This is a genomic window from Prevotella melaninogenica (genome assembly GCF_018128065.1).
Lineage (GTDB): Bacteria > Bacteroidota > Bacteroidia > Bacteroidales > Bacteroidaceae > Prevotella.
In genome coordinates this window covers 38,705-60,824 of the sequence record NZ_CP072359.1, presented here as the reverse complement: position 1 = coordinate 60,824, position 22,120 = coordinate 38,705, and the positions used below count along the sequence as shown (strand labels likewise).

20 protein-coding genes, 7 tRNA genes and 2 pseudogenes are annotated in these 22,120 nt (G+C 37.9%); 19 read left to right on the top strand and 10 right to left on the bottom strand.

From position 1 onward, the window contains the following. The first annotated feature begins 176 nt into the window (after positions 1-176). From spt to J5A56_RS00290, 11 genes and pseudogenes are all read left to right on the top strand, one after another. Positions 177-1,367 carry a serine palmitoyltransferase gene (gene spt / locus J5A56_RS00335; protein WP_021672022.1) on the top strand — a complete coding sequence of 397 codons (1,191 nt, stop codon included), beginning with the start codon at positions 177-179 and terminating at the stop codon, positions 1,365-1,367. Positions 1,368-1,946: 579 nt separating this feature from the next. Next, a pseudogene (locus tag J5A56_RS13310) lies at positions 1,947-2,320 on the top strand (hypothetical protein); the annotation flags it as partial. Positions 2,321-2,457: 137 nt separating this feature from the next. After that, positions 2,458-2,531, top strand: a tRNA-Pro gene (locus J5A56_RS00330). Between the two features lie 39 nt (positions 2,532-2,570). Next, positions 2,571-2,643 (top strand) — tRNA-Gly (locus J5A56_RS00325). Between the two features lie 42 nt (positions 2,644-2,685). After that, positions 2,686-2,767 (top strand) — tRNA-Leu (locus J5A56_RS00320). A 31-nt stretch (positions 2,768-2,798) separates the two neighbouring features. Beyond that, positions 2,799-2,882, top strand: a tRNA-Leu gene (locus tag J5A56_RS00315). A gap of 39 nt (positions 2,883-2,921) precedes the next feature. Beyond that, positions 2,922-2,994, top strand: a tRNA-Gly gene (locus J5A56_RS00310). Between the two features lie 33 nt (positions 2,995-3,027). Beyond that, positions 3,028-3,567: a hypothetical protein gene (locus tag J5A56_RS00305; RefSeq protein ID WP_021672024.1), complete on the top strand. Its 540-nt coding sequence runs from the start codon at positions 3,028-3,030 to the stop codon at positions 3,565-3,567. A 30-nt stretch (positions 3,568-3,597) separates the two neighbouring features. Continuing rightward, the gene (locus J5A56_RS00300) at positions 3,598-4,005 is read left to right on the top strand and encodes a single-stranded DNA-binding protein (protein ID WP_021672025.1); all 408 of its coding nucleotides are present in this window, start codon (positions 3,598-3,600) and stop codon (positions 4,003-4,005) included. After that, positions 4,005-5,324, top strand: coding sequence for a gliding motility-associated protein GldE (gene gldE / locus J5A56_RS00295; RefSeq protein ID WP_021672026.1), 1,320 nt, complete (start codon positions 4,005-4,007; stop codon positions 5,322-5,324). The genes J5A56_RS00300 and gldE overlap by 1 nt, the downstream gene beginning before the upstream one ends. Beyond that, on the top strand, positions 5,305-5,811 hold the full coding sequence (locus tag J5A56_RS00290; RefSeq protein ID WP_021672027.1) for a 4'-phosphopantetheinyl transferase family protein: 507 nt from the start codon (positions 5,305-5,307) through the stop codon (positions 5,809-5,811). Before gldE ends, J5A56_RS00290 begins: the two co-directional genes overlap by 20 nt. A 557-nt stretch (positions 5,812-6,368) precedes the next feature. Here J5A56_RS00290 and J5A56_RS00285 read toward each other — a convergent pair. The 3 genes and pseudogenes from J5A56_RS00285 to rfbA all read right to left on the bottom strand — a co-directional run bounded on the left by J5A56_RS00285 (position 6,369) and on the right by rfbA (position 10,263). Next, a complete protein-coding gene (locus tag J5A56_RS00285) occupies positions 6,369-6,794 on the bottom strand; it encodes a BT0820 family HAD-type phosphatase (RefSeq protein WP_021672028.1) in 426 nt (141 codons plus the stop codon). Between the two features lie 33 nt (positions 6,795-6,827). After that, positions 6,828-9,340 (bottom strand): annotated as a pseudogene (locus J5A56_RS00280) (GumC family protein). 41 nt (positions 9,341-9,381) lie between these two features. After that, a complete protein-coding gene (rfbA, locus tag J5A56_RS00275; RefSeq protein ID WP_021672030.1) occupies positions 9,382-10,263 on the bottom strand; it encodes a glucose-1-phosphate thymidylyltransferase RfbA in 882 nt (293 codons plus the stop codon). Between the two features lie 365 nt (positions 10,264-10,628). Between rfbA and J5A56_RS00270 the strand changes: the two genes are divergently transcribed. From J5A56_RS00270 to rny, 4 genes are all read left to right on the top strand, one after another. Beyond that, positions 10,629-11,261 carry a hypothetical protein gene (locus J5A56_RS00270; RefSeq protein ID WP_021672031.1) on the top strand — a complete coding sequence of 211 codons (633 nt, stop codon included), beginning with the start codon at positions 10,629-10,631 and terminating at the stop codon, positions 11,259-11,261. A gap of 65 nt (positions 11,262-11,326) precedes the next feature. Next, positions 11,327-11,620, top strand: a complete 294-nt coding sequence (locus J5A56_RS00265) for a hypothetical protein (protein ID WP_021672032.1) — start codon at positions 11,327-11,329, stop codon at positions 11,618-11,620. A gap of 11 nt (positions 11,621-11,631) precedes the next feature. Next, on the top strand, positions 11,632-11,922 hold the full coding sequence (locus J5A56_RS00260; protein ID WP_021672033.1) for a cell division protein ZapA: 291 nt from the start codon (positions 11,632-11,634) through the stop codon (positions 11,920-11,922). 38 nt (positions 11,923-11,960) lie between these two features. Continuing rightward, complete coding sequence (gene rny / locus J5A56_RS00255; RefSeq protein WP_021672034.1) at positions 11,961-13,502, top strand: ribonuclease Y; 1,542 nt, start codon at positions 11,961-11,963, stop codon at positions 13,500-13,502. A gap of 452 nt (positions 13,503-13,954) precedes the next feature. On the opposite strand, the gene J5A56_RS00250 is transcribed toward rny, so the two are convergent. Both J5A56_RS00250 and J5A56_RS00245 read right to left on the bottom strand, forming a co-directional pair. Continuing rightward, positions 13,955-14,254: a hypothetical protein gene (locus tag J5A56_RS00250; RefSeq protein ID WP_021672035.1), complete on the bottom strand. Its 300-nt coding sequence runs from the start codon at positions 14,252-14,254 to the stop codon at positions 13,955-13,957. A 48-nt stretch (positions 14,255-14,302) separates the two neighbouring features. Beyond that, the gene (locus tag J5A56_RS00245) at positions 14,303-14,533 is read right to left on the bottom strand and encodes a YecH family metal-binding protein (RefSeq protein ID WP_021672036.1); all 231 of its coding nucleotides are present in this window, start codon (positions 14,531-14,533) and stop codon (positions 14,303-14,305) included. A 270-nt stretch (positions 14,534-14,803) separates the two neighbouring features. On the opposite strand from J5A56_RS00245, the gene J5A56_RS00240 reads away from it, so the two are divergent. After that, positions 14,804-15,262 carry a hypothetical protein gene (locus J5A56_RS00240; RefSeq protein WP_021672037.1) on the top strand — a complete coding sequence of 153 codons (459 nt, stop codon included), beginning with the start codon at positions 14,804-14,806 and terminating at the stop codon, positions 15,260-15,262. A 528-nt stretch (positions 15,263-15,790) separates the two neighbouring features. On the opposite strand, the gene J5A56_RS00235 is transcribed toward J5A56_RS00240, so the two are convergent. Further along, positions 15,791-15,861 (bottom strand) — tRNA-Gly (locus J5A56_RS00235). Positions 15,862-15,864: 3 nt separating this feature from the next. Beyond that, positions 15,865-15,940: transfer RNA gene (locus tag J5A56_RS00230), tRNA-Thr, on the bottom strand. 322 nt (positions 15,941-16,262) lie between these two features. On the opposite strand from J5A56_RS00230, the gene J5A56_RS00225 reads away from it, so the two are divergent. Both J5A56_RS00225 and J5A56_RS00220 read left to right on the top strand, forming a co-directional pair. After that, on the top strand, positions 16,263-17,564 hold the full coding sequence (locus tag J5A56_RS00225) for a M64 family metallopeptidase (protein ID WP_021672039.1): 1,302 nt from the start codon (positions 16,263-16,265) through the stop codon (positions 17,562-17,564). Positions 17,565-17,833: 269 nt separating this feature from the next. After that, positions 17,834-17,992 (top strand): hypothetical protein, encoded by a 159-nt coding sequence (locus tag J5A56_RS00220; protein WP_021672040.1) that lies wholly within the window; start codon positions 17,834-17,836, stop codon positions 17,990-17,992. 152 nt (positions 17,993-18,144) lie between these two features. Here the strand turns inward: J5A56_RS00220 and glyA are convergent, their stop codons facing one another. Continuing rightward, positions 18,145-19,425, bottom strand: a complete 1,281-nt coding sequence (gene glyA, locus J5A56_RS00215; RefSeq protein WP_021672041.1) for a serine hydroxymethyltransferase — start codon at positions 19,423-19,425, stop codon at positions 18,145-18,147. 208 nt (positions 19,426-19,633) lie between these two features. Between glyA and J5A56_RS00210 the strand changes: the two genes are divergently transcribed. Further along, positions 19,634-20,014 (top strand): hypothetical protein, encoded by a 381-nt coding sequence (locus tag J5A56_RS00210; RefSeq protein ID WP_021672042.1) that lies wholly within the window; start codon positions 19,634-19,636, stop codon positions 20,012-20,014. A gap of 468 nt (positions 20,015-20,482) precedes the next feature. On the opposite strand, the gene tnpC is transcribed toward J5A56_RS00210, so the two are convergent. Both tnpC and J5A56_RS13300 read right to left on the bottom strand, forming a co-directional pair. After that, on the bottom strand, positions 20,483-21,385 hold the full coding sequence (gene tnpC, locus J5A56_RS13305) for an IS66 family transposase (protein WP_249112038.1): 903 nt from the start codon (positions 21,383-21,385) through the stop codon (positions 20,483-20,485). After that, positions 21,346-22,119 carry a hypothetical protein gene (locus J5A56_RS13300; RefSeq protein WP_249112037.1) on the bottom strand — a complete coding sequence of 258 codons (774 nt, stop codon included), beginning with the start codon at positions 22,117-22,119 and terminating at the stop codon, positions 21,346-21,348. Before J5A56_RS13300 ends, tnpC begins: the two co-directional genes overlap by 40 nt. Position 22,120: the final 1 nt, after the last annotated feature.

Here is a 22,120-nt window from a genome sequence, read left to right as displayed (position 1 = left end):
GCATGGTTTATTTCTACAAAGATATATAATTATTGGTTATGTCATGGATATAATGAGAGTAAAAATGTTTAAAAATCACTTTTCTAATCAAAATGGGTGTTTTGTCATTCTAAATTAGTATCTTTGCAGCCTAAAATAATATTTAAGTAGTCAAGGACTACACTGTATTAAAAATAATGGGACAGTTACAAGACAAGTACAAAAGCTATCGCGAGCCGCAGAAGTTTATGGAAGCAGGCGTTTATCCATACTTCCGTGAGATTACAAGTAAGCAAGGAACAGAAGTTACAGATATTGATGGCAACAAGATTCTTATGTTTGGCTCTAATGCCTATACAGGCTTGCCAAATGATCCACGTGTGATTAGTGCTGCTCAACAAGCTCTTGAGAAGTATGGCTCAGGTTGTGCTGGAAGTCGTTTCTTAAATGGTACACTCGACCTTCACGTGCAGTTGGAGAAAGAACTTGCAGCGTTTGAAGGTAAGGATGAGGCACTTGTTTTCTCAACAGGCTTTTCTGTAAATGCTGGCGTTCTATCTGTTGTCGTAGGGCGTGGTGATTATGTAATTTGTGATGATCGTGATCACGCAAGTATCGTTGATGGACGTCGTTTGAGTTTTGCCACTCAGCTTCGTTATAAACACAATGATATGGAAGATTTGGAGCGTGTACTCCAACGCCTTCCTCATGAAGCTGTTAAGCTGATTGTTGTTGATGGTGTCTTCTCTATGGAAGGCGATTTAGCGAATCTACCAGCTATTGTCGAATTGAAGCACAAGTATAATTGTTCAATCATGGTTGATGAGGCTCATGGCATAGGTGTTTTCGGACGTCAGGGTAGGGGTGTCTGTGATCATTTCGGCTTGACAGATGAAGTAGACCTTATTATGGGTACCTTCTCAAAGAGTTTGGCCTCAATCGGTGGTTTCATTGCTGGCGACAAGGATACTATTAATTATCTCCGCCATACTTGTCGCACCTACATTTTCTCTGCAAGTAACGCTCCAGCAGCAACAGCGGCAGCTTTGGAAGCACTGCACATCATTGAGCAGGAGCCAGAGCGTTTAGAGCAGTTGTGGAAGGTTACTAACTATGCTTTGAAGCGCTTCAAAGAAGAAGGCTTTGAGATTGGTGATACTGAGAGCCCGATTATCCCTCTCTATGTTCGTGATATTGAAAAGACTTTCATAGTAACTAAGTTGGCTTATGAAGCTGGTGTGTTTATCAATCCAGTTATTCCTCCAGCTTGTGCCCCACAGGATACTTTAGTACGTTTTGCGTTGATGGCAACTCACACAGAGGAGCAGGTTGAGCGTGGCGTTCAGGCTTTGACTAAGATTTTCAAGGCACAGGGTATTATTAAATAAGTAGTATTTACGTCTTACGTAATAGGATTTGTAATATAAATAAACGGAGGGATTATTCTTGTTGAGTAATCCTTTCGTTTTTGTTTTACACCTTATATATAATTGATGTATGGGGAAATGTTTGTTGGGTGTTTGAAAAGGATACGATGATTTTTGGAGGGATAAGCTTTGTCTTTTTATTTGGAACCTTAGAAAAGTCACATAGAGAAACTGAGTAAACGGATGATTTTTGCGCGTTTTATTGTATTTTTTATTCGTTTGGTCTGTGAATTGTGTTTATCTCCCAAGATATTAGTAATCGCTGAACTATGTTTCTGTTTCTCTTTGTGTTATAGCTATCTCTTTCTAATATTATCATAATCCAGCCTATCGTTATTCATTACGCATACTGTTATTGGTAAATAAGTTTGGTGTTGGTGGTGCGCACATGTGGTGCGGATGGTAAACACGTCTGGTGCGGATGGTAAACACAAAGCATGTTAAGTGCAAAATAGTTTGTAAGAGTACTCTGGTTGGATACCAATTTATGTTAGAAAGAAGATATTTTATTAAAAATATATCTCAAAGATGAGTTGTAGATACATAGCTAACGACACAATACGTGAAGAAACCTTCTTCTATCACAATGATTACCTCGGATCAACGCCTTACATCACAGATGATAAAGCCAACATCACGCAGAATGATGCTTACCTGCCGTAGGTGAACTCCTCGTTGACGAGCATTTCTTATCCGAAGACCTGTCGTGTAAGTTCTATTGTAAGCTGCTTGATGAAGATGCCTGTCCGTACCATTATGATGCAAGATATTTGAGTCCAAAGGTAAATTTATGGTATGAGGTAGACCCTTTGGTGAATTTTCCACAAAAAAATAATAGGGTTTTCAGTATTTGCTTTTTTGGATTATCCATCTTTATAGTTGCTTGTTTATCAATTACTTTACTATTGTTGTAGGACTTTTTTGTTCGGATTACATAATAAAGGTGTTGATTTTTATTGAAAAAAAACAAAGAAAAGTTTGGAGATATCAGATATATATAGTACCTTTGCACTCGCAATTCGGAAATGAGCTAATCATAATGAATATGCAACGGGGTGTAGCGCAGCTCGGTAGCGCATCTGGTTTGGGACCAGGCGGTCGCAGGTTCGAATCCTGTCACCCCGACTTTTTGTCTAACTCTTTAGAGAAAGAGAGACGTTAAATGCGGCAATAGCTCAGTTGGTAGAGCACGACCTTGCCAAGGTCGGGGTCGCGAGTTCGAGTCTCGTTTGCCGCTCTTTGATATTCTGAAAGCATAGAAGTTATATTTCTTCTTTATGCCCAGGTGGCGGAATTGGTAGACGCGCACGTTTCAGGTGCGTGTGTTTCACGACGTGCAGGTTCGAGTCCTGTTCTGGGCACATTTTCTATTCGGAATGTCATGTATATGCTGGAGAGGTGGCGGAATTGGTAGACGCGCTACTTTGAGGGGGTAGTGAAAATTGTTTCGTGGGAGTTCGAGTCTCCTCCTCTTCACATAGAATTTTAAAGTAAGTAGTTACTTACTTAGTACATGCGGCAATAGCTCAGTTGGTAGAGCACGACCTTGCCAAGGTCGGGGTCGCGAGTTCGAGCCTCGTTTGCCGCTCTTTTTTAGAGAAACATACATAGCAATTTCTTTATGAATTTATATTTGCGATATTTCGATAGTGAAGTATTAGTGCATAATGTTGAGGAAGCTTTGGATTTCTTAAGTTCTATTCCCGACATTCAGCTTACTCCTGATTTGGAAGATGATATTCGGAATTATGCTTCCAACGATGTGTTCTATCCAAAACGTTATAAGGTTCGTCCTCGTGTTTATTTCATAGTTATTAAGACAGAAGCTGCGACTATGATGGATTTCAAGCAGAAGAAGGCTCTTCGCCCTGTTGTTGATGGAATTGTTCGTAAGGATAATCCAGCTATTATGCATCTTAATGAGGAACGTGAAGGGTGGTATGAAGGCGAACTTGATTTTAAGCGTGTGGTTTTGATTCCTGCCTCAGGTAAGCATGAATATCGTGATACTCATTTCGTAGCACAGTGTAAGGCGGTATCAGGATGGGATTGTTATAATCGTATCGTTGAATATTTGAAGGATAGGGTAGATAATAGAAGTCAGTTCCCTTCAGCTAAAGGTAAGAATTTTAAATTTAGATATTTAGGTATGTGGAAGTAATTTCACATGCCTTTGTGTTGTTATTTTCTTATGAATAAAGTAATGTTGATTGGTAATGTTGGTCGTGAGCCAAATATAAAGTACTATGAGGCTGACCAATGTGTTGCCTCGTTTACTTTGGCTACAACGGAGCGTGGATATACGCTTCCCAATGGTACAACTGTACCCGATCATACTGATTGGCATAATATTGTTCTGTTTAAAGCCTTGGCTAAGTATGCTGAGAAATATATTCATAAAGGAGATAAACTTTATATTGAGGGACGTGTACGTTATCGTACTTATGATGATAAGAAAGGTGTGCAACGTCATATTACAGAGATTTATGGCGATAACCTTGAATGGCTTTCTGCTTCTCGTAAAATCGAGAGTGTATCTGGAGCGAAAGTAGAAGATGGTTCGACTGAAGCTGCAGATAAATCTAATTTACCTTTTTAATGGATAGTTTTTTAGTAGATTTTTCTTCTTATGTAAGCGTTAATCCGATAGAATTCAGTGTTATCATTGCGTTTCTATTGGCGGTCTCCCTACTATTTTTGTCAGCGTTTGCAAGTGCTTCGGAGATAGCTTTTTTTAGTCTTTCTCCAACAGATATAGAGTCACTTGATCCAGATAAAAATGCTTCAGACAAACTTATCCAACAGCTAAAAGATGATAGTGAACGTACTTTGGCAACAATTCTTATAACGAATAACCTTGTCAACGTTGCTATTATCATGCTGTGTAATTATATCTTTTCCAGCTTATTTACATTTGGTGAAGAATGGTTGCAGTTTATTTGTGTTACTATTCTTTTGACATTTCTTCTTTTACTCTTTGGTGAGATTATTCCGAAGGTTTATAGTAGAAGAAACCCATTAGCATTCTGTAGAAATGCTGTTAAGGGTATTGTTTTTTTTCGTAGATTATTTTGGCCTATTGAAACTATACTATTGAAAAGCGGTGCTTTTGCGGAGAAAGTGGTTCAAAAGGAATCCCGTCAGTTATCTGTTGATGACCTTGAGCAGGCTTTGGAACTGACGGATAAGAATGATATTAAAGATGAGCAGGGAATGCTCCAAGGTATTATCCGTTTTGGTGACGAAACGGCAAAAGAAGTGATGACCTCTCGTCAAGACATTGTAGACTTAAATATCAGTTGCTCGTATGAAGATGTTCTGAAGTGCATAGTTGATAATAATTATTCTCGAATACCTGTTTATCAAGATAATCAAGATAATATTCGTGGTGTACTTTATATTAAAGATCTTTTGCCTCATCTGTCGAAACCAACAAGTTTTAGATGGCAGAGCTTGATTCGTCCACCTTACTTTGTTCCAGAGACAAAGAAGATTGATGACCTTTTACGTGATTTCCAAGAAAATAAAGTTCATATAGCTATTGTAGTTGATGAATTTGGGGGTACGAGTGGTATTGTAACATTGGAAGATATTCTTGAAGAAATTGTGGGCGAGATTAATGATGAGTTTGATGAAGAGGAACATAACTATTCCAAGTTAGGCTCTAATACCTATCTCTTTGAAGGGAAAACTCTCTTAAAAGATTTCTTAAAGATTTTAAATCTGCCTGATGATGAGTTTGATGAGATTGAAGGTGATGCTGATTCTCTTGCAGGCTTACTTTTAGAAATTAAAGGTGATTTTCCTGCTATACACGAAATACTGAAATATAAGAACTATAAATTTGAGATCTTAGCCATTGAAGAACGTCGTATTAGTAAAGTAAAAGTTACGGTCTGTGGTACGAATAACGAGTGATGCAGAGGGAGGAGTAACACTCGGTTTGTTGGAGATTAAAAAAGGACGACAGGCGGAGAAAGAGGGAGTGTATTGTCTTCTAACAAAGATGTTAGGTTATAAACCTTTGTTAGAACATAATGAGGATGGTAAACCAATTATAAAAGATTATCATATTAGTATCTCTCATACAATTGGTTATGTAGCTGTTATCATCTCTCGTGAGTATGAAGTAGGAGTTGATATCGAATATGTTTCGGATAGGGTAAATCGTATTTCATCTCGTTTTCTGAGAGATGAAGAAGATTTTACAGATACAACAGATAAGCTTATAGCTTGGTGTGCTAAGGAAACTATGTATAAGCTTTATTCTTCTGAACATTTGGCTTTAAAGGATATCAAAGTAGATCCATATTTAAGATTAGCAACCAATCTAAAGCGTGATAAAACGATTGAATTCAAATGCGAATGTAATTCAAAGTATATTCTGACTTATACTTGGTGTTAAAGTTTTTCTTGTATAACTTTGTGGAGTATAATTGCATGTGTGATTAAAGATGCATTTTATATTACAAAAATAATGATTATGTGGTAAAAAATATTTAAATAATCAATTGTTTTTACCTTTTAACTTGCTTTTTATTTTCATTTTGCTTATATTTGTATCAGCCATTTAGCGGATAACAATAATATATTTACCAATTGATCTAATTTACAGGAGGCAATAAACATGAAGGAGAACAAAACACAGGGATTCTTTGAAGATTACGACTTCGAGAACCAAAACAGTCAAGACCGCACCGATGTGAATCAAACACTTGGTGGGGAAATTTGGTACAACTAAGTTGTATGAATATTAGAACATATATTTTATAACTGATTTTAGAATGCACTTGCTCTATGAGTTTAAGTGCATTCTTTATAATGTACGCTTTGCATGAACATTGTTTTAATGGATGCAAGTGTAGATCGGTGTATGTCGAACGTTATGCATGATAGTGATAGAGAACGGTTAAATATGAATAGGAGGTTAATACCTATTATTAGTATTAACCTCCTATTCTATTAGAAATTCCACCAATGTTTTTTCTTAGGTGGTTCATGTTCTTCAAATGAACGATGTGCAAAGTTACGGCTTTCCCATGTTTCATTGTTGGTAATCATTTGGTAGATTGTTCCCCAATCAGGTAGACCACCAAGATTACGATCGTCAATAAAAATTTCTACCTTTAGCTTTCTGGAAAAATGATTGTTCTTCTCTTTTTCCTCTTCAGGATAGTCTTTGTTTACAGCCCAAAAGTCTACACCACGTTCATGACACCAATCAACAGCTTCTTGGAGTAATTCGCCTTCCCTGACACTCCATAAGATGAGTTGGTGACCGTCTTTTATCAGCATTTTAAGCGTATCGGTAGCAAAGGGGATTTCGCTACCGATTTTAGGATATTTATGTTCTACGATGGTTCCATCGAAGTCAACTGCAATAATCATTGTATCTTTAGAATTATTCTCTTGTTTTAGATTTTATCTCTTTACAGAGTTGTCATTCTTATTACCATAGTGACTGTTAGTATAGTTACCGTAGTTGCCATAGTTCCCATACTGTCCATAGCTTGTACCATAGCTTGCTTTACCATACCTACCGTACTTACCATAACCACCATATCCGTAGTAATAGCTATACTTTCTCTTCGACATGTCGATACCATTAAGAACAATAGCCATGTTAGGGAACTTCTTCTCGTTTGCAAGAGCATTAATCAAGTTGAAGCTTGACTTTGGTGTATAGTCTGCACGACACATATAAATAGATGCATCTGCAACACGTGCAATCTGAAGAGTATCCGTAACCAAACCTACTGGAGCAGTATCAATCATGATATAATCATACTTCTCTTTCAAGAGATTAATAATAATCTCTAATGATTTACGAGCAATAAGCTCTGTAGGGTTTGGTGGGATAGGACCGGCCATAAGGAGGTCCAAGTTTTTGTTAACTCCTGAAGGCAAAATCTGTTCCTGTAAATCTTCTGCAGTTGGATTATCCTTAACAAGAAGATTTGTAATACCATGCTTGTGATCATTGATTCCGAAAAGTTCGGCCAAACGTGGACGACGAATATCAAGACCAACCAGAATAACTTTCTTACCTAAGAGACCAAAACTTACTGATAGGTTAGCAGCGTTAAAGGTCTTACCTTCACCAGATGTAGATGAAGTGAAGAGAATAACCTTCTCTCCTTCCTTCAGCATAAATTGAAGGTTGGTACGCATTGAACGGAAGATTTCCTCCATTTGGTTGTTCTGATTTCATGTACAACGATGTCAGCTTTTCCCTTCGCCTTGTTACTTGCAACAGCAACGTCAGCAATGATTGGTAATTTAGTAAGGCGTGCAACATCATCATGACCTTCAATCTTATAGCGGAAGAATTGAAGAATAAAGATTACTAATACAGGGATAAGCAAACCAATAATCAATGCAATAAGCATAATTGTTGTTGACTTAGGGCTAATCTTACCAATTAGCTGTGGGTCATCAATAAGCTTACCCTTATCGGCTGTTGCGGCCAAAGAAATATTGTTTTCCTCACGTTTTTGAAGCAACATAAGGTAAAGTCCAGACTTAACCTCCTGCTGACGATCAATCTGTGTCAGCATACGTTCCTGCTGTGGAGTCTCAGCAACCTGCCCATTGAATTTATTAACCTGTGCTGAAACGGCATCACGCTGAATCTGTAAGTTTTGACGAGCAGCTGAAATAGCACGACGGATGTTACCATTTAACTCTCGAATCTGAGCTGTAAGTGGTTCTACAACAGGAGAGCTTTCTGATGCACTGCGGAGCAATCGATTGCGTTCAAGTACTAATTCGTTGTATTTATTAATCAGAGAAGTAGAACTCTGGTCATCCAAACCAACATTAGATGGAATCACTTGAGATAGATTACGAGATGAACTTTCGACCTCTCGTGCAATCGTATTAAATAATTCTATCTGTGTTTCTACATCGGCAAGTTTTAATTCAGAGTTATTCTGATTGGCAACAGAATTACCAGCATTCATCTTCAATTCAACAATGCCATTCTTCTGTTTATAGCTCTGTAAAGCTCCTTCAGTCTTGCCGAGTTCCGCATTAATCTTACCTAAACGGTCGTTAATAAATTTATCTGTACGAAGCGCAATAGTATTTTTGTCCTCGTTTGCCTGACGGTTGTATACTATTGCTAACTGCTTGAGATAATCAAGAGAGCGCTGTGGAACCTCGTCAGTAAGCTGTAACTGTGCAATTGAAGTTGATTTTGCTGTTTGTGCAACCTGAAGTTCACTCACATACTTGTCAGATTCCATTCTTGGTGAAAGAATGCTAACATTAAGAACTTGTGCACTTCTCATTGCATATCCGTTGTGAGCACTGATAGTAATAATACCAGCACGGGTTGCTATTGTTGCAGGAAGGCTTGTAAACTTTCTATTGATAGAATAAGGCCCTTCACTTGAATTATCGTTAGTTGGTACATAATAAGTTCCATTAACAGTATATGTCAAGCTGTCTTTTGTAATGGTCAAGTTAATAGGGGCATTCAATCTTTCAAGATGAGCTTGGTCAACATCAATATTAAGAGGCTGATTACGATAGAGGATAACATCCTTGACTCTTCCCTTTGTTGAGTAGTTAACATATAATTTTAAGTCTCTAATAGCATCCTCTGCAATAGAATGAGATGTAAGAATCTCCATCTCATTGTCAATACCTGTTGAATTTGAAATGATACCAAGGTTTGACATATTCTGCAATGATTGTCCACGTCTACTGCTATTACTTTCGTCTTTGATAAGTAATTTTGCAGTTGATTGATACATTGGTGTGGTATATCTGAGATAGATAGCACCTAAACTACCAAAGATAATCAATGACAGAACGAACCAGTACCAGTTAAGAACAACGGTTCGATACAGAGCGACAAAGTCAAAGGAGGAGTTTTCTTCGTGTACTTCCTGTTCTTTCCCTTGTTCTAATTTAGTTGTTTCTTCCATATTTATTAATTTTCTTATTATTCAGTAAAAGATTTCTTGTCTTACTTTTTCTCCTCAATGAGTTGAAGCAGATATTTACCATAGTTGTTCTTAGTCATTGGTTGTGCTTCTTCCCATAGTTTCTCTGAAGTTATCCAACCTTTCTTATATGCTATTTCTTCTAAGCATGCAACCTTAAGTCCTTGGCGTTTCTCAATACATTCTATAAATGTACTTGCCTCTGCCAAACTGTCATGTGTACCTGTGTCAAGCCAAGCAAAACCACGCTGAAGAGTTTGTACCATTAAATTATCTTGTTTTAGATAACATTGGTTAACTGTTGTTATCTCTAATTCTCCTCGTGGGGATGGTTTAATGTTTTTTGCAATTTCAACGACACTATTTGGATAGAAGTAAAGTCCTACAACAGCATAGTTGCTCTTTGGATGCTCGGGCTTTTCTTCTATACTAAGACATTTTCCTGTCTCATCAAACTCAGCTACTCCATATCTCTCAGGATCATTTACGTAATAACCAAAGACAGTTGCCTTGTTTTCTTTTTCTGCCAGCTGTACGCTATTACGCAGCAAGGAACTAAAACCTGCTCCATAAAAAATGTTATCTCCTAAAACTAAGCATACTGAATCATTGCCAATAAATTCTTCGCCAATAATAAAAGCCTGTGCCAATCCATCTGGTGAAGGCTGCTCTTCATATTCAAAATGCACTCCAAAACTACTCCCGTCTCCTAATAGGCGTTTGAAGCCAGGTAAGTCAAATGGCGTAGAGATAATCAAAATCTCTTTAATTCCAGCCAGCATTAATACGGATACTGGATAGTAAATCATTGGCTTGTCGTAAATAGGGATGAGTTGTTTGCTTATACCTTTGGTAATAGGGTAGAGACGTGTGCCAGAACCGCCTGCGAGAACTATTCCTTTCATAATAGTATGGTTTGATATTTGTTTTTTTATTAGTAGTTATTGCTTATATGTTTAAGCGTTAAATTCCTATGGATATGTTCTGCCTTATATTCTGTAAATGTAAACATAGGCAGCAATAGGAGCATACTCAAAATGACCAAGTCTTTGAGAACAACCAATCCTTTCGTTAAGTATTTGTCGTTACACGCTTTCATTTGCAATATTGCATATCTTGATTGCAAAGGTAATAAATTTAATTTAATTAAAAGCTGTGAAAATGAGAAATCATTTATTTAATAGGTGATTTTCATGTTTTTTTATTAACTTTGCAATCGAAAAAATAATATAAGTTCGACTTAATAACTTTAAAACTTTAAACAAAAGATATGGGATTCTTATCGAAACTCTTTGGAAAGAATGATGCCACACAGTCTAAGGCTGGTGGTATGGGGGACTATATGACACTTGTTCGAGTTTATTTTCAGGCAGTACTTGCAACTCGTTTGGGTATCAATAATTTAGCAATGCTTCCAGATCTTCGTACATATAAGCAAACATTCCGTGTTCCAACATTGAATAACAAGTTAGGTCTTGGTGAAAAAGCGAGCGTACGCAAGACCATGAAAAATATTTATAATGTCGATGATAACTTCTTTGACGAGATAGATGCAAGCATCAAAAAGAATTGTAAGAAGATGCAAGATATCCAACCTTATCTTTATCAGTTCCAAGGATTCACACAAGAATTAATGATGTTGGTAGGTAACTTAATGAAGTTTAAGTTGCGTGTCCCAGGCTTTTTTCGGAAAGCTATCTATACAATGACAGAGAAAACGGTAAATGATATTTACGATAAAAACAGTTTCTCTGATCCTGGTGTTATAAAGGCTGTGATGTCAGTTCGTCAGTATAATCAGCGTCTTGGATTCAGTCGTAAGTGGACAACAGACTTTATTTATAAAGTTGTGTCGCTTGCTAAGAAAGAACCAAAACCAGCAGAGAAAGCTGAGTCAAAATAATTAGGTATATATTTGCTTAAATAAAAACTTTAATGTAATTTTGTAGCCAAACTAATAGATTAGCTATGAATTCAAATGAGAAGGTCCTGAATACGTTTGCGACACGTGTCCGTCAGATGATTCTTCAGTACGAAGCACTGAAGAATGAGAATGACGAGTTGTATGCGCTTGTCGATCAGCGTGAGCAGGAGATAAAGCAGCTGCAAGAGAAGTTGTCTCAAGCAGAAGCTGATTATAACTCGTTGAAGATGGCCAAAATGCTTGAAGTTACGGATGGAGATATGGAAACTGCACAAAAGCGTGTTGCCAAACTTATCCGAGATGTAAATAAGTGTATTACACTTCTAAGTGAGAAATAAAACAGAATATAATGGCAGACGATAAGCTACATATAAGATTGCATGTCTATGATGCAGAACTTTCGGTAAACGTCCCACGAGAGGATGAGGAGTATTATCGTTCGGCAGCCAAGCTTATTACCGACACAATTAATACTTATTCAACTCTTTTTAAGGGTAAGAAGGGGGATAAGGATATTATATATATGGCAATGTTAGATATAGCATTGCGATATAAGAAAGAAAGTGCACGTAATGATACGGCTCCATTTAATGATATTCTCAGTAAACTCACTTCAGAAATTGAAGATGCACTGAAGTAATAAGTGAGAATATTTAATTTAAATCATAAATAGAATCAATGAGTCCAATAGTAACAGTTATAATAGCTGTGGTATGCCTTTCGGCTGGATGTGCTGGTGGATTTGCTATTTTCCGTTATATCTTAACAGGAAAATACAAAGATACAATGGATAAAGCGGAGAAAGCTGCAGAGGTAATTAAAGAAAAGAAACTTCTTGAGGTTAAAGAGAAGTTTTTGAACAAGAAAAGTGAACTTGAGAAAGAAGTTCAACAGCGTACGTTGAAGATACAACAAGGTGAAAACCGATTGAAGCAGCGTGAAGTTGCATTGAATCAGCGTCAGGAAGAAATTAATCGTCGTAAGCAGGATGTAGATCAGCAGCAACAGCGTGTTGATAATGAGAAGAAATTACTGCAGATTAAGCAACAAGATCTTGAGAAAATGCAAGAGCAAGAGCGAATGAAACTTGAGGAACTCTCAGGTCTTAGCTCAGAAGAAGCAAAAAAGCGTTTGATTGAAAGTTTGAAGGATAAAGCGAAACTGGATGCTGCATCATATATTAATGAAATAGTAGATGAGGCAAAGCTTAATGCTAATCAACAGGCAAAACGAATTGTTATACAGACTATCCAACGTGTTGCTACAGAAACTGCTATTGAAAACTCTGTAAGTGTTTTTCATATTGACAGCGACGAGGTGAAGGGACGTATTATCGGTCGTGAAGGTCGTAATATCCGTGCTTTAGAGGCGGCAACAGGTGTAGAGATTGTTGTAGATGATACGCCAGAAGCTATTGTTATCTCAGCTTTTGATCCTGTACGTCGTGAGATTTGTCGTTTAGCTCTTCATCAGCTTGTTGCTGATGGACGTATTCATCCAGCTCGTATTGAGGAAGTTGTTGCTAAGGTTAAGAAGCAGCTTGATAATGAGATTATTGAAACTGGTAAACGCACTGCTATTGACCTTGGTATTCATGGTCTTCATCCAGAGTTGATTCGTATTATAGGTAAGATGAAGTATCGTTCATCATACGGACAGAATCTTTTGCAGCATGCCCGTGAAACAGCAAATCTCTGTGCGGTTATGGCAAGCGAATTAGGATTGAATCCCAAAAAGGCAAAGCGTGCAGGATTGTTGCATGATATTGGTAAGGTTCCAGATGAAGAGACTGACTTACCACATGCACTTTATGGTGGTAAGATAGCAGAGAAATATAAGGAGAAACCAGATATCTGTAATGCTATCGCAGCTCACCATGATGAAGTGGAGATGACTACACTTCTTGCTCCAATAGTACAGGTCTGTGATGCTATCTCTGGTGCTCGACCAGGTGCTCGCCGAGAGATTGTGGAAGCTTATATCAAGCGTCTGAACGATCTTGAAGCAATTGCAATGAGTTATCCAGGTGTAACCAAGACTTATGCTATTCAGGCTGGTCGTGAGCTTCGTGTCATTGTTGGTGCAGACAAGATGGATGATATTGAAAGCGAGAAGCTCAGCTCAGAAATCGCAGAGAAGATACAGAATGAGATGACTTACCCTGGTCAAGTTAAGATTACGGTAATTCGTGAAATCCGTTCTGTTGCTTATGCAAAGTAAACTTTGATTTTTATTTGAGTTGTTATAGAAGGCACCTCCGCAAGGAGGTGCTTTTTTGCTTACGCTCGGTACAAGCTTTGTCTAATGGGTGGAAGCTAATTGTGGGAATTACATAGCTAAAGTAAGTATTCTCAGATAAGAGAGATATTATTATGGATAACGAAAGAATAGTTTTATATTAGTTTGCTGTCACTTTTAACATTTAGTGTATCTTGCTTTATTATAACAAGTTAAGTGCCTAATACAAATGATAGGAATGATAGGAATTTTAGTTTTTGATTTGCTCGGTAAAACGAAATTGGCTAATTGATATAGATACTTTCTTCCATGATATAAATGAACGAAAAAATTAAGAAATTCTCCATCATTTTCTTATTGAGCCTAAAAAAGCCCTCGCAAATTCATTTCTTTAAATTCATGAATTGACGAGGACTTTAATTATTTTAGTTTTGTTAGCAGCCAGAGCCATCAAGACGGCATGAAACTGCTGCGGGTTCATCTTTGAGAGTGATGCCAGCCTCTGTAAGTGACAAAGTTACAGTACCATCTTCAAGTACAAAGCAAGGAATACCAGCATAACCATGTCTTTTTGCTTCATCAAATACGACATTGTTATCACGAAGACGAAGGAACTCCTTCAAATACTTTATATGTGAACCAATATCAATTACCTCATAACGGCTGTCGCCTTCTACGTGCTTGTCAACTGCAATACAGTCTGGACAAGTTTTCATTCCATAAATCTTAATCATGATTGAATCTTTTTTATCAATATATATATGTCTTATAGCTTGACAAACTTAGTGGTTACAAATCTTAGTCGTGTCAACAGTAAATCCATCCTTAGCAGGCATAAACTTACCACGCTCTGTCAAGAAATCTACTAATTCTTCTGCATTCATACCATCGACAGAACAAGTGTGAAATTGCTCTTCCTCACCGAAATGCTCGATGATAGCCTTAACCAACTCTTCTTTTGTCTCATAACTATTACCCTCCATCATGTGGAGTACATCATGTCCATGTGCCATTTATTTTTTCTGTTTTGTTAATAATTTAGTGCATAGAACCAGTCTTTGCAAACACTTCTTACATGCAAAAGATGTGCCATGTGTTGAATTAACCAATTTTAGTAGTTCAAAAATGATAATATGGCATAATTTAATTACTTTTGTGTTTACTGACAGATATTATTGAGATAATGTCAGTCGCATTTGATTTTATTCTTGCTTAAGTATCTTTTGCGTATTAGTTTTAGAAAAGTATCATATTTATAAAAAATATTTGATAATAGTTATTTTATGATGAAGAAACTTTTGCTTGCTTTTGCAGCTACAATGTTGTTGTTATCATCATGTGGCACTCATAAAACAGTAGTAGGGAATTCTAATATTGTAAATTATACAGAGGCTCATAATTTCTTTCATATTGGTGATGAAAGTAGACCTATAATAAAGAAAATTACTTCACAAGAAAATCTTGCAAAAGAGTTTGGCGAAGCGGCTTTTATGGGTAAGGGCGGTGAACCAACAAAAATTAATTTTAATAAGTACTTTGCAATTGCTTATATCCTTCCTCAAACAAACCGAAAGACCCTTTTGGCTCCGCTTTCATTGACGTTAAAGAGAAAGCACCTTGAGTTACAGTATAAGTTAGAAAAAGGGAAAGTTCAATCTTTCTTTACACAACCATTTTTTATTATTGTAGTTGATAAGAAGTACGTTGATTATAAGATTGTTGAGATTGAAGGCTGGGATTAGTCACAGTTGGTAGAACCGTATGAAGGTGGTAATTAATTGAAGCCACCTAAAAAATAAGACGACTGGGCAGATAAGGCAGATAGTACCGTATCTCTTCATAATCATTTTTTCGTCTTCTAAAATCAACTTTGCTCCTTTGTTTGTTAGAGTATGTAATTTATTTTCGTACCCTTTAAAATCTATATATGCTCTTTTGGCTTCGAAAAAATGCTTACTTATCTTGCAATAGATGCCCTTTTGAAGTCTTACTAACGCCCTTTTGAAGTTCAATTGAGTACCTTTTCCAAAGCCTTTCGTAACTATTTGATTTTGTGTTAGTCACAAACCTTCTTTTTAAGCATGCTTTGGGTTGTTTCTAAAGGACTTTCTCTTTAGATTATGTAATAATTTAGGACACTGCACTTGCGTTTTTATATCTAAATACACCCTAAATATACCGAATTAATGCCTATAATTTAGCTTGTTCTAATAAATGAAAGTGTAGGATTAAAGAGCATAATGTGTTGTTTTTCAGTGATTTAAAATAAGAGCGGAATACGGGAATCGAACCCGCCTCCCAGGCTTGGGAAGCCCGTGCACTACCGATGTGCTAATTCCGCAAATGGAGCCGATACCCGGACTCGAACCGGGGACCTACGCATTACGAATGCGTTGCTCTACCAACTGAGCCATATCGGCGGTATTGCGCTGCAAAGTTACATCAAAAAAAACAAACAGCCAAATTTTTGAATTATGTTTTTTCTCCTGTTACATAACTCTCATCTCATACGCTACAATAATAATGGTTTTCTGATTTTTCTTTTTGTCGGTAGTGTTTCTTTGTATTTTATATTATAATTATAATTTGAGTTGTGAATTTTATCTTTAAGTTTTGTCTTTTTCATAATTATTGATATCTTTGTATTCTACAACTAATGGGATAAAAATCAATCTTTTTTGATGTCTGTAATGATATTCCTATAGTAACTGAACATAAAAATCTAATTTATTAAAAAGACCTATGAGAAAAATTATCACTCTTCTGTTTTTAACTGTTGTGATGACAGTTGCAGCGCAAGATTTTAGTCATTATTTTGAGGATGCAACACTCCGACTTGATTATATCTTTGCTGGTAATGCTAAGCATCAGACGATTGCCGTAGATGAGTTATCGCGTATTCCACGCTGGTATGGTAAACATGAGCGTTTGTCGGAAGTCCCTGTTGAGGGGAATGGTCAGGTCATTGTTCGTGACCATCATACACAAAAGGTCATCTACCGCAACTCTTTCTCAACGCTTTTTCAAGAATGGTTGACATATGATGAAGCTAAGAAACCATCACAAAAATCATTTGAGAATGTTTTTCTTGTTCCATTCCCAAAAGATTCTGTTGACATTACGGTTGAACTGAGAAACAATCGTCGTGAAGTTACAATCTCAATGATGCATACTGTGGACCCACGTGATATTCTTATTCGTCGTATAGGGGAACGAGCCGTTACACCATACGAAACGTTGCAAAAGGCTGCTGATACAACACATTGCATCCACATTGCTTATATAGCAGAAGGTTACACGGAAGCCGATATGTCTAACTTCATTAAGGACTGTCAAACTGCAAGCGAAGCCCTCTTTGCTCACGAACCATTTAAGTCATTACGTCAACGGTTCAATGTTGTTGCAGTTAAGTCTCCGTCTGCTGAAAGTGGTACTTCTGAGCCTTCAAAAGGTATTTGGAAGAATACGGCCCTTCATTCACATTTTGACACTTTCTATAGTGACAGATATCTTACAACATTACACCTAAAGGAGCTGCATGACTGGTTGGCTGGTACGCCTTATGAGCATATTATTGTACTTGTAAATACAGAAAAGTATGGTGGTGGTGGTATCTTAAATTCGTATAATCTCTCGATGGTACGTAATTCTTATTTCAAGCCAGTTGTTGTTCATGAATTTGGGCATTCTTTTGCTGGACTGGGCGATGAATATGCATACGATAAAGAGCAAATTAATATGTACCCTACAGATGTAGAGCCTTGGGAACCTAATCTAACAACTTTGGTAGATTTCCATGGTAAGTGGGAGAATCTTATTAACAAAAAAACTCCTGTTCCAACTCCTCAGCCAGCAGACCTTGATAAGCCTAATGCTCGTCATGATAAATGGAAGGTTGGTGCTTATGAACCTGCGGGCTATTCACAACATGGTGTTTATCGTGCCTTCCCTGATTGCCGTATGCGTACCAATATGCATCCAGAGTTCTGTCCGGCATGTACTTTGGGACTTACAAAGCTTATTAAGTTCTATACAGGAGAGTAGGGGAAAATCTGTTTTGCTTAAATTTCCTTTTATAAAGGAATATGTAAAGATTCATTTTAATACGGCTTATGTGTTTCCCATGAGAGCACATAAGTCGTATTTATTTTCAAGAATGTCCTATTTCTGCTTTTGCTGATAGCCCTGTTTTATCTTGTGCTACAAAGTGTTGGTATTTCTTTTCATGAACTATACATGAACGGCTTTCGCCAAAGGGAATGAAAAGGGATTTTAGCATCTTTGTCATATTAACCCCTTAACCCTTATAGGATATGGCAACACAGAAGAAAGAAGTCTGCTTTGAAGAGGTTGTAGCTCATGGTTGTAGGCTTGATGTTTACCAGGAAGAGGTTGTGGCAACAGTCAATGAAACGGACATAGAGAAAGAGACTTGTACATTCCTGTCAACAATGATATTTTTGAAAGAATAAAAGGAATGGCTATTGGTACATGATGTAATTCATTCGGGCATGGAAAGTTATTTTTAGTAGAGCATGTTATACGAACAGAGGTGTACCAAATAATTGGCACACCTCTGTCATGGTTTAGTATCGAATAGTATTGATACTTAGATATTTTATGTTTAGTAAGCAAAGAGAGGATAATCCTTCATAGTCTCATTTACTTTCTCACGTACGCGCTTGATAACCTGCTCGTCCTCTGGGTTTGATAAAACCTCATCAATAAGGTCAGCACAGAGCAACATCATGTCTTCCTTACAGCCACGTGTTGTCATTGCGGCAGTACCAAGACGCAAACCGCTGGTCTGGAATGCTGAACGCTCATCATATGGAACCTTATTTTTATTGGCTGTGATATCAGCTGCAACGAGAGCATTTTCAGCTACTTTACCTGTCAGATCTGGATACTTCTGGCGCAAGTCAAGTAACATAGAGTGATTATCTGTACCACCACTGACAATGCTAAACCCTTTTTCAACAAGTGCCTGAGCAAGGACAGATGCATTCTTCTTTACCTGCATAGCATATTCCTTCCAACTTGGTAAGAGGTTTTCACCGAAGCCGACAGCCTTAGCTGCAATAACGTGCTCTAATGGACCACCTTGATTACCAGGGAATACTGCTGAATTAATCAACATTGACATTGGTTTTAAATCGCCTTTCTTGGTTTTTAGTCCCCATGGGTTATCGAAGTCTTTACCCATCATAATAACACCACCACGAGGACCACGGAGAGTCTTATGAGTTGTAGTGGTAACAATATGAGCGTATTTTACAGGATTGTCAAGCAGCCCAGCAGCAATAAGCCCAGCAGGGTGAGCCATATCAACCATTAGCAGAGCACCTACCTCATCAGCAATCTGACGCATACGCTTGTAGTCCCACTCGCGGCTGTAAGCAGAGCCACCTCCAATGATGAGTTTTGGCTTATGCTCACGAGCAAGACGTTCCATTTCGTCATAGTCAACACGACCAGTCTCACGATTCAGCGTATATCCTACATGATTATAAAGGATACCAGATGTATTCACCTCACTTCCATGAGAGAGATGTCCACCTTGATCAAGATCCAGTCCCATAAAGGTATCGCCCGGTTTCAGTACAGCAAGCAATACCGCTTGGTTCGCCTGTGCACCAGAGTGTGGCTGTACATTGGCATACTCAGCACCAAAGAGTTGTTTTACACGCTCAATGGCGAGAGTTTCAACTTGGTCAACAACTTGGCATCCACCATAATAACGTTTGCCAGGATAACCTTCTGCATACTTATTAGTTAGGTAAGATCCCATGGCTTGCATTACTTCGTCACTGACGAAATTCTCTGATGCAATCAGCTCCATACCTTTGAGCTGGCGCTTGTGTTCCTTCTCAATAAGGTCAAAAATTTCTTGGTCTCTTCTCATGTGTATTGAAATGTTTATGGGATTCATTTTTTGTAATTGAACCCCTGGTTAGTGATAACGTTGCAAATATACGAATTAATGTTCTAACTTGCAAGTGTATCAAAAAAATAATGTATCTTTGCATTTACAATAGTTTGTATGCTATTTGTTTGTATCACTGTCTTGATGTAGATAAAGAGTTAATAGACAAAATATTACAGCATAATATATGAAGTTAAAAGAATTATTTCAAGCTTACGAATTTGAAGAAATTTACCCTCTGTTAGGACTTATGTTTCCTAAAGGTCGCCATTTGCGTGTACAATTTGGCAATGCGTACAAGTTATTATTAACGCTTAATCCTGTTGCATCAAAGAAACAGATTCGTTATCAACTGATGGAAGATCCTGATACAAATGAGATGTTCTTTGGTGCTGATGATCATGATTTCAATGGTCCATGGGAGGTCCTTCTTGGTAAGGAGGTGAGAAAAGAGCCAAAGGTTGACCTTACGAGTGAGGAGATGGTTGCTAATTGCTTGCTGAACACAGTGTTAATTGGTCGTCATCCTCGTGCGTTTGAAAAAGATTATCAAGCAATAATGAAGTAAGATAGTTAACGTGTAAACAAGTTGACGAGTAAACAAGTTAAATGTGAACGAGTTGACAAGTTAACATTGTTCTATAACGAATCGTGTGGGTTGTTTGCCCCGATTAGAATAATATCTGTTGTATTCATAAAAAGAAGTTATTTGTTCAGTTTAGTTTTACTCTTTAACACTTTAGCCAATAGAAAAGGATGTTTTAAGGTCTTATTTCATACAATATTCGTGAATGTTTACCATCATTTGCTGTTGTGCTGATACTCTGCACATGTAGTGCAGGTGCTTAGCACATATGGTGCGGAGGGTTAACACCACATGTGCGGAGGACTAAATTCACTATGATATAAGGATGACAGGGAATGAAATGTGAGCAAAATGTTGTAATACTAAGAATAAACGTAAGCATCCAAAAATCGCCGTCTTGCCACTTCACAAAAAACCCTTATATGACTGGCTTCATATAAGGGTTCTATGCTATTTATAGTTTATGGGTAGCAGTTTAATCAATTCCTCATCCTCCATGTCCAGCAAGGGTTTTGCTAATACCTGCCTTAACCACATGTTAGGTTCTATCTTTGCTTCCCTACAACATGCCATGAACGTATAGAAGATGGCATTGTTTTCAGCTCCTTCGTTGTTGCCACAGAAAAGATAGTTCTTCCTTCCTAACGTAATGGGTCTGATGGCTTGCTCCATAAGATTGTTATCTATATTGAAATGCCCATCTTGTACGTATCGGCTGATACGTATCCATACGGAGAAGGCATAGCGCAGAGCTTTCTCCATAGCTTCGCCAGGGAGATACTCCTTGTGTACCTCCTTCATATATGCTTCAAGAGCCTTTAATATAGGATATGCTTTGGATTTTCTTTCAGCCTGAATCTCTTCGTAGCTGGCGTTACTGTGTTTTAAGTTTGCTTCTAACTCGTAGAGTACAGCGATCATCTTAACGATATGGGCGGCATTCTTATCATTTGTTGATAAATGCTCGAACTTTCGCCGGACATGTGCCATACATCCCAAGAGCTCTATGCCTTGAACGTTTTCAAATCTGCTGTAAGCTTCATACCCATCGGATTGTATAGCACCATGATAACCCTTGAAGAGTTCGTCGGGTACGGCTCCCGATCGTGAACCTTCCTTCCAATGAAAGAAGACCCCTCGGCAGTGCAGCGCATCTCTTACTCCCCACAGATAACCCTTGCGAGTCTTACCCTTACGGTCGGCAACTTGTACGCTTGTCTCATCAACTTGCAAGTAGGGACTCTGTAAAATCAACTTCGCTTGGAGTTTATATAGAGGATATAAAGCATTAGCTGTGCTGTGAACCCAGCTGTTTATGGTAGAGGTTGGGATGTTGATGCCATGCTTTTCCATCTGGTGCTTTGTCTATACTCTGGCAAATGATAGACAAACTTTCCTGTGATAATCTCAGCCAGCAGAGAGGCATCGGCAAAACAATCCACAGCTTGCTTCTGTAAAGGAGCTTCCAGTATGTCAATCTTTGCATCCGTGGGTTTTGCATCTTTCAAACGGCAGACGATGCGGTCTTCAACCTTAACATAAAAGCTTGAGGGACGTAAGCACAAGTGTTCTGTCTTATCGTGACCGATGATAACCATACGGTTTTCATCATAACCGTCTGGATAAATCTCAGTAACCACACGCTCTATATCATTAGGAACATAAGAGGCATATGGCTTGCCTTTTCTCGTAGAAGGAGCGTTGCGGCTTGCTTCCCTGCGCTGCTTAGCTTGCTTCTCTACTTCCTTGATGATAGTTGGTATTTCCCCCGAAAGTTGTTTACCTTCTTTTGCCCAATCTGTATCAAAGAACGAACCTGCCCAGCCGTTGGGACTCTCAGGTAAACGCTTTTCGCTACGTCTACCGAATACCATACGCTCAAGTTCAAGAATACGTTGAGATTTTCTTGCTAACTCTGCATCCTTTTGCTTAAGCTCTTCGTCCTTTTGCTTAAGTTCTGCATCCTTTTGCTTAAGTTCTACATCCTTACTTTTAAGCTCCATGTCTTTCTGCTCAAGAAGATTTATAACATCTTCTCGAGTTAAAAAATGATAGTTAGACGCAGGCTTATTGTTGGATGTATTCATC

Excerpts from the sequence above, each read along its gene's own strand:
- spt (WP_021672022.1), top strand. The coding sequence starts at position 177 with ATGGGACAGTTACAAGACAAGTACAAAAGCTATCGCGAGCCGCAGAAG.
- J5A56_RS00305 (WP_021672024.1), top strand. The coding sequence starts at position 3,028 with ATGAATTTATATTTGCGATATTTCGATAGTGAAGTATTAGTGCATAAT.
- J5A56_RS00300 (WP_021672025.1), top strand. The coding sequence starts at position 3,598 with ATGAATAAAGTAATGTTGATTGGTAATGTTGGTCGTGAGCCAAATATA.
- gldE (WP_021672026.1), top strand. The coding sequence starts at position 4,005 with ATGGATAGTTTTTTAGTAGATTTTTCTTCTTATGTAAGCGTTAATCCG.
- J5A56_RS00285 (WP_021672028.1), bottom strand. The coding sequence starts at position 6,794 with ATGATTATTGCAGTTGACTTCGATGGAACCATCGTAGAACATAAATAT.
- rfbA (WP_021672030.1), bottom strand. The coding sequence starts at position 10,263 with ATGAAAGGAATAGTTCTCGCAGGCGGTTCTGGCACACGTCTCTACCCT.
- J5A56_RS00270 (WP_021672031.1), top strand. The coding sequence starts at position 10,629 with ATGGGATTCTTATCGAAACTCTTTGGAAAGAATGATGCCACACAGTCT.
- J5A56_RS00265 (WP_021672032.1), top strand. The coding sequence starts at position 11,327 with ATGAATTCAAATGAGAAGGTCCTGAATACGTTTGCGACACGTGTCCGT.
- J5A56_RS00260 (WP_021672033.1), top strand. The coding sequence starts at position 11,632 with ATGGCAGACGATAAGCTACATATAAGATTGCATGTCTATGATGCAGAA.
- rny (WP_021672034.1), top strand. The coding sequence starts at position 11,961 with ATGAGTCCAATAGTAACAGTTATAATAGCTGTGGTATGCCTTTCGGCT.
- J5A56_RS00250 (WP_021672035.1), bottom strand. The coding sequence starts at position 14,254 with ATGATTAAGATTTATGGAATGAAAACTTGTCCAGACTGTATTGCAGTT.
- J5A56_RS00245 (WP_021672036.1), bottom strand. The coding sequence starts at position 14,533 with ATGGCACATGGACATGATGTACTCCACATGATGGAGGGTAATAGTTAT.
- J5A56_RS00240 (WP_021672037.1), top strand. The coding sequence starts at position 14,804 with ATGATGAAGAAACTTTTGCTTGCTTTTGCAGCTACAATGTTGTTGTTA.
- J5A56_RS00225 (WP_021672039.1), top strand. The coding sequence starts at position 16,263 with ATGAGAAAAATTATCACTCTTCTGTTTTTAACTGTTGTGATGACAGTT.
- J5A56_RS00220 (WP_021672040.1), top strand. The coding sequence starts at position 17,834 with ATGGCAACACAGAAGAAAGAAGTCTGCTTTGAAGAGGTTGTAGCTCAT.
- glyA (WP_021672041.1), bottom strand. The coding sequence starts at position 19,425 with ATGAGAAGAGACCAAGAAATTTTTGACCTTATTGAGAAGGAACACAAG.
- J5A56_RS00210 (WP_021672042.1), top strand. The coding sequence starts at position 19,634 with ATGAAGTTAAAAGAATTATTTCAAGCTTACGAATTTGAAGAAATTTAC.
- tnpC (WP_249112038.1), bottom strand. The coding sequence starts at position 21,385 with ATGGAAAAGCATGGCATCAACATCCCAACCTCTACCATAAACAGCTGG.
- J5A56_RS13300 (WP_249112037.1), bottom strand. The coding sequence starts at position 22,119 with ATGAATACATCCAACAATAAGCCTGCGTCTAACTATCATTTTTTAACT.